The sequence below is a fragment of the Corynebacterium sp. 335C genome (assembly GCF_053525695.1).
This window is the reverse complement of record NZ_JASTTB010000001.1, coordinates 1,104,275-1,116,980: the sequence shown is the minus strand read 5'-3', so window position 1 is coordinate 1,116,980 and position 12,706 is coordinate 1,104,275. Positions and strand designations below refer to the sequence as shown.

At 74.9% G+C, this 12,706-nt stretch carries 10 protein-coding genes; 3 read left to right on the top strand and 7 right to left on the bottom strand.

Annotation, left to right across the window (positions count from 1 at the left end):
* Positions 1-64 precede the first annotated feature (64 nt).
* Complete coding sequence (locus QQS41_RS04730) at positions 65-1,117, bottom strand: methionine ABC transporter ATP-binding protein (protein ID WP_448851508.1); 1,053 nt, start codon at positions 1,115-1,117, stop codon at positions 65-67.
* Complete coding sequence (locus QQS41_RS04725) at positions 1,104-1,973, bottom strand: MetQ/NlpA family ABC transporter substrate-binding protein (RefSeq protein ID WP_448851507.1); 870 nt, start codon at positions 1,971-1,973, stop codon at positions 1,104-1,106. Before QQS41_RS04725 ends, QQS41_RS04730 begins: the two co-directional genes overlap by 14 nt.
* A gap of 169 nt (positions 1,974-2,142) precedes the next feature.
* Between QQS41_RS04725 and QQS41_RS04720 the strand changes: the two genes are divergently transcribed.
* Both QQS41_RS04720 and QQS41_RS04715 read left to right on the top strand, forming a co-directional pair.
* The gene (locus tag QQS41_RS04720) at positions 2,143-5,508 is read left to right on the top strand and encodes an error-prone DNA polymerase (protein WP_448851506.1); all 3,366 of its coding nucleotides are present in this window, start codon (positions 2,143-2,145) and stop codon (positions 5,506-5,508) included.
* Between the two features lie 182 nt (positions 5,509-5,690).
* Positions 5,691-6,314, top strand: a complete 624-nt coding sequence (locus QQS41_RS04715; protein WP_448851980.1) for a CPBP family intramembrane glutamic endopeptidase — start codon at positions 5,691-5,693, stop codon at positions 6,312-6,314.
* 43 nt (positions 6,315-6,357) lie between these two features.
* On the opposite strand, the gene QQS41_RS04710 is transcribed toward QQS41_RS04715, so the two are convergent.
* Together QQS41_RS04710 and QQS41_RS04705 are read right to left on the bottom strand one after the other, a co-directional pair.
* Positions 6,358-7,728 carry an Nramp family divalent metal transporter gene (locus tag QQS41_RS04710; protein WP_448851505.1) on the bottom strand — a complete coding sequence of 457 codons (1,371 nt, stop codon included), beginning with the start codon at positions 7,726-7,728 and terminating at the stop codon, positions 6,358-6,360.
* An 89-nt stretch (positions 7,729-7,817) separates the two neighbouring features.
* Complete coding sequence (locus QQS41_RS04705; RefSeq protein ID WP_448851504.1) at positions 7,818-8,090, bottom strand: hypothetical protein; 273 nt, start codon at positions 8,088-8,090, stop codon at positions 7,818-7,820.
* Between the two features lie 305 nt (positions 8,091-8,395).
* Here QQS41_RS04705 and QQS41_RS04700 point away from each other — a divergent pair, with 305 nt between their 5' ends.
* Entirely contained in the window at positions 8,396-8,953 is a 558-nt protein-coding gene (locus tag QQS41_RS04700) for a tRNA (cytidine(34)-2'-O)-methyltransferase (RefSeq protein WP_448851503.1), read from the top strand.
* Positions 8,954-9,034: 81 nt separating this feature from the next.
* Here QQS41_RS04700 and QQS41_RS04695 read toward each other — a convergent pair whose 3' ends face one another.
* The 3 genes from QQS41_RS04695 to QQS41_RS04685 form a co-directional block, all read right to left on the bottom strand.
* Positions 9,035-10,054, bottom strand: coding sequence for an ABC transporter substrate-binding protein (locus tag QQS41_RS04695; RefSeq protein WP_448851502.1), 1,020 nt, complete (start codon positions 10,052-10,054; stop codon positions 9,035-9,037).
* Between the two features lie 120 nt (positions 10,055-10,174).
* A complete protein-coding gene (locus tag QQS41_RS04690) occupies positions 10,175-11,716 on the bottom strand; it encodes a VWA domain-containing protein (protein ID WP_448851501.1) in 1,542 nt (513 codons plus the stop codon).
* Positions 11,707-12,705: an ATP-binding protein gene (locus tag QQS41_RS04685; RefSeq protein ID WP_448851500.1), complete on the bottom strand. Its 999-nt coding sequence runs from the start codon at positions 12,703-12,705 to the stop codon at positions 11,707-11,709. The genes QQS41_RS04690 and QQS41_RS04685 overlap by 10 nt, the downstream gene beginning before the upstream one ends.
* Between the last annotated feature and the right edge of the window lies 1 nt (position 12,706).

The window sequence follows — 12,706 nt, the reverse complement described above, 5'->3', positions numbered from 1 at the left end:
AGGTTGTCCCAGTTGGTGTTCTTGTCGGACAGGGACGGCAGGGAATTCAGGAAATCGGACATGGTCAGCTCAGCTCCTCCACCGTGGTCAGGCCGGCGACGCCGGCGACGGCGGCGTCGACGTCGTCCTTCGCGCCGGTCAGGCGCAGGGTCAGGCGGCCGAAGCTCGTCGCCTGCAGCGACGTGACGGCGCCGTGGGCGACGGTGGCGGTGACGCCGCGGTCGCGGGCGACGGCCAGCAGCTCGCCGAGGTCGACGTCGTCGCCGACGGCGGCGGTGATGAGGCGGGAGGTTGCGTCGGCACGCGAGGCGCTGGCGGCGCCGCGCAGCAGGGAGTCGCGCTCGCGGCCGGTGGGCAGGTCGCGCATCGCCATGTCGGCGAAGCGGCGGCCCGTCTCCGTGGTCGGGTGGGCGAGGACGTCGCGGACGGGGCCGGCCTCCATGACGCGGCCGCCCTCCATGACGGCGACCTCGTCGGCGATCGCCCGGATGACGGACATGTCGTGGGTGATCAGCACGATCGTCGTGCCGAGCTCCTTGTTGATGCGCCGCAGCAGGTCGAGGACGTCGCGGGTGGTCTCGGGGTCGAGGGCGGACGTCGCCTCGTCGGCGAGCAGCAGCGACGGGTTCGTCGCCAGCGCGCGGGCGATGCCGACGCGCTGCTTCTGGCCGCCGGACAGCTGCTCGGGGTAGCTGCGGCCCTTGTCGCCGAGGCCGACGAACTCGAGCAGCTCCGCGGCGCGCTTCTTCCGCTCGGACTTCCGCATGCCGGCCAGCTCGAGCGGGTACTCGATGTTGCCGGCGGCGGTGCGTGACGTGAAGAGGTTGAAGTGCTGGAAGATCATGCCGATGTCGGAGCGCAGCGGGCGCAGCTTCCGCTCGGGCAGGCCGGAGATGGTGCGGCCGCCGACGACGACGTCGCCGGAGGTCGGGGTCTCGAGACCGTTGATCATCCGGATGAGCGTGGACTTTCCGGCGCCGGAGTAGCCGATGACGCCCAGGATCCGGCCGGGGGCGACGGTGAGGTTCACGTCGTCGAGGGCGCGGACGTCGCCCTTGCCGAAGATCTTGACGACGTTGCGGAACTCGAGCGCCGGCTGCAGGTTACTGCTGCTCACGCTGCTGCGTCTCGACGCGCTCGAGGATGTCCTGCAGCTCCTGCGCAGGACGGTTCACGGGGACGGAGGTGCCGCGGGAGTCCTGGGCGACGGCCTCGAGGACCTCGGGGGAGTGCCACAGCTCGGCGAGCTTCAGCAGCTCCGGGTCGTCGGCGCGCTCGGCGGTGGTGACGAACACGTTGATGTACGGCTCGGCCTCCGCGGAGTTCGGGTCGTCCTGGTAGACGGCGGAGTTGGGGTCGATGCCGGCGCGGTCGAGGAAGGAGTTGTTGATGATCGCGGGGCGGCCCTCGCCGTAGGCGGCGGGGGTCTGGGCGGCGTCGACGGGGAGGACCTTGACCTTGGAGGCGCCCTCGTCGATGTCGGCGGGGGTGGGGGTGAGCAGGTCGTCCTGCTTCAGGGTCACGAGGCCGGCCTGGACCAGCACGTTGATGGCGCGGCCCTGGTTGGACGGATCGTTGGGGATGGCGATCTCCTGGCCGTCGATGCCGTCGAGGGAGTCGTGGTCCTTCCAGAACAGCGCGAGGGGGACGATCTCGGTGGAGCCGATGGGGGTGAGGTCGGCGTCGGAGCCGACGTTGTACTCGGCGAGGAACTTGATGTGCTGGAAGAGGTTGACGTCCAGCTGGCCCTCGTCGAGGGCGCGGTTCGGGGTCTGGTAGTCCGAGAAGTTCTGGACGTCGAGCTCGATGCCGGCCTCCTCGGCCTTCTGCTCGAAGACGGTCCAGGCCTGCTTGGTGGCGTCGGTGGTGCCGATGCTGATGGCCTCGCCCGAGTCGTCGTTCGAGCACGCGGCCAGGCCGGCGCCGGCGAGCGCGGCGGTGAGCCCGGCGGCGGCGATGCGTCGCAGGTTCATGGTGTTCCTCCTGGTGGGGGTGGTCCGGGGCGGGCGGTGGCGCCCTGAGTAGACAAAGCTGTCTTGAAACGTCGTGGACATTACCACCGTCGCGGCCTCCTGTGGAAACGACCTTCGCCGTTCGAACGTGCGTTTGGTTAGCGTCGGGTGGCGGGCTACGGTTCGGGGCATGGTTCGGGACGGGCGGCGCGGCGGGAGGCGCGAGGGGAGGCGCGACGGCGGCGGGGGCTCCGGCGCGCCCGCCGGCCCGCTCAGCTGGTCGCGCATCGAGCGCATCCTGTCGGGCCGCGCCGTCGGCACGCTGCTGCCGGGGTACGGGGTCAACGGGTCGCGGTGGGAGCGGAAGTCCCGCGGTGGCGCGGGGGGTTGCGTGACGACGGCGACCGCGCCGCGGTCCGCCGCCGCACCCGGCGGGGCGGAGCTGCACTGCCGGTCGTCGTATTCGTTCCTGCACGGCGCCTCGGATCCGGTGGAGCTGGTGGCGGAGGCGTCGCGGCTGGGGCTGGAGGCGCTGGGAATCGCGGATCGGGACGGCCTGTACGGGGTGGCGCGCTTCGCGGAGGCGGCGGCGGAGGCGGGCGTGGCGACGATCATCGGCGCGGAGCTGTCGCTGCCGCAGGCGCCGCTGACGGTGCTGGCCCGCGGGCCGGAGGGGTACCGGCGGCTGTCGCATGCGCTGACGCGGGCGCACATGGCGGACCGGGACAAGGACGTCGTGGTCTACCCGGATCTGGAGGGGCTGGCGGAGGCTGCGGGCGGCTGCTGGCAGGTGCTGGCGGACGCGGCGTGGCTGCCGCATCTCGACGATCTGGTGGCGGCGTTCGGCGCGGCGGACGTGGCGGTGGAGCATCGCATCCGCCTGGAGCCGGGCGACGCGGACGACGATCGGCTGCTGTCGGCGGCGGCGGATCGGCTGGGGCTGCGCCGGGTGGGATGCTCGGCGGCGACGGCGGCGACGCCGGCGGCGGCGCGGGTGGCGGGGGCGAAGCACGCGCTGGCGGTGCGGGAGTCGCTCGACGAGCACGAGGCGGCGCTGCCGCCGGCGGGCGGGTCGTGGCTGCGGTCGCGGGAGGAGCTGGAGGGCCTCCTCGGTCATCTGCCGGGGGTGCTGGAGGGCACGGCGGAGGTGGCGGCGGAGTGCGCCTTCACCCTCGATCTCATCGCCCCGCGGCTGCCGGACTGGGACGTGCCGGAGGGGCACGACGAGGCGTCGTGGCTGGGGCACCTGGCGCGGGAGGGGGCGCTGCGGCGGTACGGGCCGCCGCCGGCCGACCACGGCGAAGCCGCCCCCGCCGACGCCCCGGCCGCCGACGCCGCGGCCCCCGAAAGCGCCGCCCCCGGCCCCGCCGGCCCCTCCGGCCCCGCCGACCCCGCCGACCCCGCCGCGCGCGCCGCGCGCGCCCACGCGCAGCTCGAGCGCGAACTCGGCGTCATCCGCGACCTCGGCTTCCCGGGGTACTTCCTCATCGTCCACGACATCTGCGAATTCTGCCGCCGCGAGGGCATCCTCGCCCAGGGCCGCGGCTCGGCGGCGAATTCGGTGGTGTGCTTCGCGCTGGGCGTCACCAACGTCGACCCGATCGGGGCGGGGCTGCTGTTCGAGCGGTTCCTGTCGCCGGAGCGCGACGGCCCGCCGGACATCGACCTGGACATCGAGTCGGGCCGGCGGGAGGAGGTCATCCAGTACGTGTACCGCCGCTACGGCAGGGACCGGGCGGCGCAGGTGGCGAACGTCGTCACGTACCGCCGGCGCGGCGCGCTGCGGGACGCGGCGCGGGCGCTGGGCCACCCGCCGGGGCTCGTCGACGCGTGGGTCAACGGCGTCGCGGAGCCGCCGGCGGAGGTCGCGGAGCTCGCCGACGGCTTCCGCGGCGGCCCGCGCCACCTGGGCATCCACTCGGGCGGGATGGTGATCTGCGACCGGCCGATCGCCGACGTCGTGCCGGTGGGGTGGGCGCGGATGGAGGACCGGTCGGTGGTGCAGTGGGACAAGGACGACTGCGCGGCGGCGGGCCTGGTGAAGTTCGACCTGCTCGGCCTCGGGATGCTGGAGGCCATCCACCACTGCATCGACCTGGTGGAGGCCCACCGCGGCCGCCGGGTGGAGCTGTGGGAGATCGACGTGGCGGAGCCGGAGGTCTACGCGATGCTCGCCCGCGCCGACGCCGTCGGCGTGTTCCAGGTGGAGTCGCGCGCCCAGATGGCGACGCTGCCGCGCCTGCGGCCGCGGGTGTTCTTCGACCTGGTGGTGGAGGTGGCGCTCATCCGCCCGGGCCCCATCCAGGGCGGCAGCGTGCACCCGTACATCCGCCGGCGCAACGGAGAGGAGCCGGTGACGTACGACCATCCGGTGCTGGAGCGGGCGCTGGGCAAGACCCTCGGCATCCCGCTGTTCCAGGAGCAGCTCATGCAGATCGCGGTCGACGCGGCGGGCTTCACGGGCGCGGAGGCCGACGCCCTGCGCCGCGCGATGGGCTCGAAGCGGTCGGTGGAGCGGATGAACGCCCTGCGGGCACGGTTCCTCCGGGGCCTGCGGGAGACCAACGGCATCGTCGGCGACGTCGCGGACCGCCTGTGGGACAAGATCGTCGCCTTCGCCGCCTACGGCTTCCCGGAGTCGCACGCCCAGTCGTTCGCGTCGCTGGTGTACTTCTCCGCCTGGTTCAAGCACCACTATCCCGCGGAGTTCTGCGTGGCGCTGCTGCGCGCCCAGCCGATGGGGTTCTATTCGCCGCAGTCGCTCGTCGCCGACGCCCGTCGCCACGGGGTCGGCTGCGACGGCCCGGACGTCGCGGTGTCCGGGGTGGAGGCGGACTGCCCGGGCGGCCGCATCCGCCTGGGGCTGGCGTCGGTGCGGGGGCTGGGGGAGGCGGTCGCCCGCCGGATCGTCGCGGCGCGTGACGACGCCCCCTTCGACGGCGTCGCCGATCTCTCGCGCCGCGCCGATCTGACGGTGGCGCACCTGGAGGCGCTGGCGCGCGCCGGGGCGCTCGGCTGCTTCGGGATGGACCGCCGGCAGGCGCTGTGGGCGGCGGGCGTCGCGGCGACGGAGCACGAGGGCATGCTCCCGGGGCTCACCGCCGTGACGGCGCCGGCGCTGCCGGGGATGAGCGAATTCGAGCTCGCGGCCGCGGATCTGGCGGGCACGGGCGTGACGCCGGACGAGTACCCCGTCGCGAAGCTGCGCGGGGAGCTCGCGGCGCTGGGCGTGACGACGGCGGAGGAGCTGCGCCGCATCCCGGACGGCTCGCGGGTGCTGGTGGGCGGCGTCGTCACGCACCGCCAGCGGCCGGGCACCGCGGCGGGCGTCATTTTCCTGGGGATGGAGGACGAGACGGGGCTGATGAACGTCATGTGCTCGCCCGGCCTGTGGGAGCGGCACCGCCGCGTCGCGACGACGGAGCGGGCGCTGCTGGTGCGCGGCGTCGCCCGCAACGCCGGAGGGGCGGTGACGGTGACGGCGGACCGGCTGTCGCCGCTGCGGGAGGCGGTGTCGTCGCCGGTGGTCGCGGGCCGCAGCCGCGACTTCCGGTGAGGGGCGGGGGTTACCCTGGCCGCGTGACGACGCCCCCTCCGACCGATCCGCCCGCCCCCGGCCGCCCGCCCGCCGCGGCCGTCCCTCCGGGGGCGGGGCTTCCGCCGATGCCCGCCGCGGCCCGGCGCCCGCCGACGTTCCCGCGGCCCGTGTCGGGGCGTGACGCGGCCGTAGTGACGCTGATGCTGCTGGCGGGCGTCGCCGCCGGCGTCGCCGTCGCGGTGGCGGCGGCCATCGCGGCGGGCCCGGCGGCGATGGGGTGGGCGCTGCCGGTGCTCGGCGTGACGATGCTCGCGGGCCTCGCCCTCGGCCTCCGGCTCCGGGGCCTGCGGGCGGGGGACCTGGGGCTGGCGGCCCCGGCCCGGCCGTGGCACCTGCTGTGGCAGATCCCGCTGGCGTGGCTGTCGCCGGTGCTGCTGGGAGGGACCGTCGTCACGCTCCTGCCGGGCGACATGGCGGAGCAGACGAACACCGCGGCGGTGACCGACGCGGCGGCGGACCCGCTGCTGCTCGCCGGCGTCGTGGCGACGGCGGTGCTGCTCGCCCCGCTGGCGGAGGAGATCCTGTTCCGCCGCGTGCTCCTCGGCTGGGCGGAGGGCCGCTTCGGCCTCCCCGCGGCGGTCGCGGGCACGGCGGTGCTGTTCGGCGTGGCCCACGGCATCCCGGCGGTGATGGTGCTGATGACGTGCCTCGGCGCGTCGCTGGCGCTGCTGACCGCCGCGCAGCGCAGCATCGTGCCCGCGCTCGCGGTGCACATGCTGAACAACGCGGTGGCCTGCGGCGTCGCGCTGTCGCTGATGGGCTAGGCGCGCCGGGCGCTGGCCGCGGGCCGCTAGCCGCCGTCGGCCGCTAGCCGCCCGTCGCCAGCTTCCACAGCTCCGTGGCGCAGATGTGCACGAACGCCGCGGAGATGACCGCCATCAGCGTGTTGACGAACCACCCGTTGCGCCACCGCTTCGGCGTGCGCGAGGTGTTGAGCAGGATGAGCAGCGTCAGGCCGAGGAACGGCATGAACAGCGCGCCGAGGACGCCGTAGGCGATGACCAGGGCGGTCGGCTTGCCGAGGAACAGCAGCAGCATCGGCGGGAACGTCAGCCAGATGAGGTACCAGCGGTAGTAGCGGCCGCCGATGCGGGTGTCGGGGTGGTCCTTCGGCAGCTTGCGCAGGTGGCCGACGTAGTCGGCGAACATGAGGGACACGCCGTTCCACACGCCGAGGACGGAGGAGAACGCCGCGGCCCAGAAGCCGACGAGGAACACGACGGACATCGTCTCGCCGTAGCGCTCCGCCAGGACGCCCGACAGGTCGAGCAGGCCCTGGTCGCCCTTCGACACGGCGATGTTGGCGCTGTACAGCAGGTCGCCGCCGATGATGAGCATGGCGATGACGAAGATGCCGGTGACGACGTAGGCGACGGTGTTGTCCAGGCGCATGACGCCCATCCACTTCACGCCGTCCCAGCCCTTCTCGTGCACCCAGTAGCCGTAGGCGGCGAGCGTGATGGTGCCGCCGACGCCGCCGGCGAGCGACAGCACGTAGACGAACGATCCCTCCGGGAGGGTGGGGACGAGGCCGCCGAGGATCTCGGGCAGGTTGGACAGCGACAGCGTCGCGATGCCGCACACGGTGAGGAACATCAGGCCGACGAACACGGCGATGACCCGCTCGAACAGCTTGTACTTGCCCAGCCACGTGAACGCGAAGCCGAGCACGGCGGTGATGATCGCCCACATGGGCACGGAGGTGCCGGGGAACAGCGCCACCAGCGGCAGCGCGGAGGCGCTCATCGCCGCGGCGCCGTACACGAAGCCCCAGACGACGATGTAGGGGGCGAAGTACCACGTCGTCCACGGCCCGAGCGTCCGCCAGCCGTGGAAGATCGTGTTGCCGGTGGCCAGGGAGTAGCGGCCGACGCCCTCGACCAGCACGATCTTCATGATCGTGCCGACGATGCACGCCCACAGCAGCGCGTAGCCGTACTTCTGGCCCGCGATGAGCGTTGCGACGAGGTCGCCCGACCCCACGCCCGTCGCCGCGGCGACGAGGCCGGGGCCGACGACGTGCCACTTCTTCAGCGACTCGGGGCCGGGGTCGTCGGTGGTGGCGACGCCGCCGGGGCCGGTGCCCCGCGGGGTTCCGGGCGGCGTGCCCCGCGGCGGTCCCGGGGGTGCTGTGCGGTCGGTCATGGCGGCCTCCTGCCGGTCGGGGGGGCGGGTCATGGCGCCCGGGTAACGGAGTTACCGGGTTGCCCGACGATACCGCCGAAGTGGCGCGGATCACACCGTTTTCGGGCGATCCGGGCCGCCCGTCACACGAAGCCGAGGAGCTTCACCAGCACCAGGAACCACAGCAGCGGGAAGAGCGCGGCGACGACGCCGATGACGGCGTGGCCGATGCTCCGGCCCGCCGCGCCGAGGATGGCGGCGACGGCTCCGGCGATGATCCCCGGCAGGATCAGATCGCCGAGCGCCACCGCGCCGGTGACGGTCGCGGCGATGGTGGCGATGACGACGATCGCCGAGATGACGAGGGACATGACGCGCATGGGGGAGCGGGACGTGCGGGCTGTCGTCGCGGACATCGTGGCCTCCTTGGAGTGTCGGGTTGTCGATGCGGGGAATGAACGGCTGCCGTGGCGGGCGTTGTTCGTTTGCCGTGATTTCCCGCCGTGATTTCCCGCCGTGATTTCCCGCCGTGATTTCCCGGGCTTCAACCGAATGCGGGGAGCCGGAATCCGACTCGCCGGGAAAACCGTTGTACGCGAAAGCGAGATGACCCCAGAGAACTCTTTTTCGGGGGGCAATAGGCGAAAGGGGAAGGTTGCGGTCCCGTGACCAGCCGGTCCGGGTGCCCCGGATTCACGGGTCGTCGGGAAGGACGTGGACCATGAGCCGCTGCCCCGGCCGGATTCCATGCGGCCCTATCCTTGTCCGCGTGACGACGCCCCCGAGCCCCGCCCAGGATCCGTGCTGCCACGTGCTGTTCGACCGGCCGTGCATTCCGCCGAACACCGGCAACGCCATCCGCATGTGCGCCGGCACGGGCGCCGCGCTGCACCTCGCGAAGCCCCTCGGCTTCGACTTCTCCGACAAGCACGTGCGCCGCGCCGGGCTCGACTACCACGACCTCGCCGACGTGCGCGTCCACGAATCGCGTGACGACGCGCTGCGCGACCTCCTCGCCGCCGACCCCGCGGCGCGCGTGTGGGCGTTCACCGCCCACGCGGACACCTGGTACACGGACGTCGGCTACCGCCGCGGGGACGTGCTGCTGTTCGGCACCGAGCCGACGGGCCTCGACGCCGAGGCGCTCGCGGACCCGCGGGTCACGGGCCTGGTGCGGGTGCCGATGCTGCCCGGCCGCCGCAGCATGAACCTCTCCAACGCCGCCGCCGTCGCCGTCCACGAGCTGTGGCGACAGCTGGGCTTCCCGGGCGGGGAGTAGCGGGACCGCGCCGGGTGCGCGGCCGCGTCGGATGCGCGGCGTCGGCCGGGCGCACCGGGCGCGCCCGCCGGTCCCGCCCCGCTACTTCTTCAGCGTGCCGATGGCCTCCGCCACCGCCTTCAGGCCCTCCGTCACGCGGGGGCCGGAGGAGACGCCGATGACCGACGGGGCCAGGTAGGCGACGCGGTCGTCCTTGATTGCGGTGACGTCGGCGAGCGCCGGGTTCGCCAGCAGGGAGGCGAAGGCCTCCTCTCCCTGGCCGCGGAAGTCCTCGATGAGGATGACGTCGGGGTTCAGCTCCGCGATGCGCTCCGGATCGGCGGGGGCGGCGCCGCGGCCGCCGGCCTCGCGGGCGAGGGGCTCGCCGCCGGCCTCCTCGATGAGTCCGTTGAGCAGCGTCGACGGCGACATGATCATCTGCTTGCCGCCGCGGGACATCAGGGCGAGCACCCGGGGCGCGTCGCCCTCGTGCGCCTCGACGGCCTCGCGGACCTCGGCGCGGGCGGACTCGATGCGGTCGGCCGCCTCCTTCGCGGCGTCCTCCCGCCCGGTCAGCTCGCCGATGGTCGCGAGGTTGGCGAGCATGTCGTCGATGGAGCCCCACTGGTCGCCGCCGAAGACGGCGACGGGCAGGCCGGAGTCGCGGAGCAGGGAGCCCGCGTCCTTCTCCTGGCCGTGGCGGGCGGTGACGATGACGAGGTCGGGGTTCATCGCCAGCACCTGCTCGGGGTCGACGTTGGCGGAGCCCCGGATGACCTCGGGGCCCTCCGGCGTCGCGGGGCCGAGGTCGGTGATGGCGGCGATGCGGTCGGCGGGGACGATCTCCGAGGCGAGCGAGGCGGCGCCCGGCGACAGGATCGCGATGCGCCGCGGCTCCTCCTTCACCTCGACGTCGGCGTCGCCGACGGTGACGGTGCGCGGCCATGCGGCCTCGTCGCCGGAGCCGTCGCCGGAGCCCCCGGCGGCGTCCGCGGCGGCGGAGGTGGCGGTCGCGGCGGCATCGCCGGCGGCCTGCCCGGCGTCGTCGGCGGAGCACGCCGCCAGGCCGAGGGGCAGGGCGGCCGTGCAGGCGAGGATGATCAGGGGACGGGTGGTGCGCATGTGGGCTCCTTCTGGGTGATGGTCGTCGGTCGGATGGTCGGTCGGATGGTTGGTCGGATGGTGATTCCGTTCCTGGCTGGGTGGCCGGGTGGCCGGGCAATCGGGTCGCCGGGCGGCCGGTCAGCCGCCCGTCAGCCACGCGGTCGGGTCGCCGCGGCGGCGCCGCGAGCGGCTCGCCAGCGGGATGACGGCGACGTCGCCGCACCGGCCGCGCAGCACGCCGAGGGCGCGGACGGCGTCGGCGCGCGGGTCGCCGCCGTCGGACAGCGCGACGTTGGCGCGGCCGTCGGTGAGCAGCAGCACGCGCACCCGTTCGGGGTCGTGCTTCGCGGCCAGCTCGGCGGCCGCGAGCAGCCCGGACGCCAGCGGGGTGCCGCCGCCGACGGGCAGGGCGCGGAGGCAGTCGCGCGCCCGGGACATCGATCGCGTCGGCGGCAGGCCGATGACCGCCTCGGGGCCGCGGGCGACGACGATGGCGACGCGGTCGCGGCGCCGGTAGCCCTCGTCGAGGATCGCCATCGCCGTGGCCTTCGCCGCGCGGATGGCGCCGCGGCCCATGGACCCGGACGCGTCGACGACGAGGATCGCCAGGCCCGCCCCGCGGGACGCCCGCACCCCGGCCCGCAGGTCGGAGGCGTCGAGCACGAGTCCGTCGCGGCCCGTCGCCGCCCGCCGCGCGGGCTGCCACGGCGCCGCCGCCGCGAGCGTCGCGGGCACGTCGAGGCGCAGCCCCTCGCGCCACCGGGTCCGCCTGACGACGCGCCCGTGGTCGGCGCCGTCCTGCAGCGCCCCGCGCCGGCCCGGCCAGGGCCGCCGGTCGCGCGCCCGGCCCGCCCGCCGCGGCGGGGGAGGGGCGGCCGCGTCGACGTCGTCGGACGGGGCGCGGTCGTCGCGGCGCCCGTCGCGCTCCCCGTCCCGCTCCCTCCCCTCCCGGTCGCGGTCGTCTCCGCGATCGTCGGGGCGGTCGTCGCGGGGTGCGTCGTCACGCTCCCGCTCATCCTCCGGCCGGTCGTCGTGCTCCGGCGCGGGCGCGGGCTCCGGCGGCTGAATCTCCTCCGGTGGCTCCCCGACGCGCGGCGCGACGACGTACGCCGCGACCAGCGCCGCGCCGTCCCAGCCCGGCCCCGACAGGCCCGCCAGCACGGCGGCGTCGGCGTCGAGGTCGTGGTCGGCGATGCCGTACTTCGCCAGCAGCGCGACGGCCTCCTCCGGCCGCGGTGCCCCGGAGGAGACGTCGGGCAGGGCGGGCGCCGCGTCGTCGACGAGCGAGCGCGTCACCGCCGGGTCGACGACGCGCGGCACGTGGACCAGCAGCGCGCAGCGGCGCAGCAGCCACGACGGCACCTCGGCGGGGTCGGCGGCGAAGGCGAGGACGCGGCCCGGCGGGACGGCGGCGGGGCCGGCGTCGGCCATCGCGTCGGCCGCGCCGACGGCGACGACGGGGCGCCGCGCGCCACCGCCGGCCCGCGCCTCCGCACGCGCCCGTGCCGCCAGCCGCTCCCCGTCGGCGGCGTCCATCGACGGCGACACCGCCACGTGCGGCACGCGCGACCGCAGCTCCCGGAACAGCCGCCCGGCCGCGGCGGCGTCGCCGGTCAGCAGGATCCCGCCGCGCGGGGCGGCCAGCCACGCCGCGCAGGCGTCCTCGGGGGTCAGTCCCACGGGACCACCAGGCGGGCGTCGACGAGTTCCGGGGTGTCGAACGCCTCGCGCGGCACGCGGTGGCGCAGGGAGGGGCGCAGCACGGCGGCGACGTCGTCGCGCCCGACCTCGCGGGCCCCGCGCAGCGCCGCATGGGCACGCGCGGCCCGCGACAGGACGATCTCGGAGCGGTGGCCGGTGCAGCCGGCGGTGACGCACGCGTCGATGACGTCGACCAGCACCGCGTCCGGCAGCTCGACGGACGGCAGGGCGACGCGGGCGGCGGCGATGCGCGCGGCGAGCTCCTCCTCCCCGTCCTCGTGCGCGGCGACGAATCCCTCCGGGTCCTCGTCGAACGCCAGGCGGGCGCGGACGATGGCCACCCGCGTCGCGGGGTCCGCGATGGTGCGGACGTCGACGGAGAGCCCGAAGCGGTCCTCGAGCTGCGGGCGCAGGTCGCCCTCCTCCGGGTTGCCCGAGCCGACGAGCGTGAAGCGGGCGGGGTGGGAGTGCGAGACGCCGTCGCGCTCGACGATGTTGACGCCCGACGCGGCGACGTCGAGCAGCACGTCGACCAGGTGGTCGTCGAGCAGGTTCACCTCGTCGATGTAGAGGAACCCGCCGTGGGCGTCGGCCAGCAGCCCGGGGCGGAAGGCGGTGCGGCCCTCGGCGAGGGCGACGTCGACGTCGAGGGAGCCGATGAGCCGGTCCTCCGTCACACCCAGCGGCACGTCGACGACGGGCGCGTCGACGCCGGCGCGCGCCAGCAGCCCGGCGAGCGAGCGCACCAGCGTCGTCTTGCCGGTGCCGCGGTCGCCGAGCGCCAGCACGCCCCCGATGCCGGGGTCGACCGCGCACAGCGTCAGCGCCAGCGACAGCTCGTCCTGCCCCGTCACCGCGGTGAAGGGGAACACGGGGTTGCGCGTGACGACGGTCCCCGCCGCGGCCCCGTCGCCCGCGGCCGTGGCCGCGCCTCCGGCGTCCTTCGCGTCGCCCGCGTTCGCGTCCATG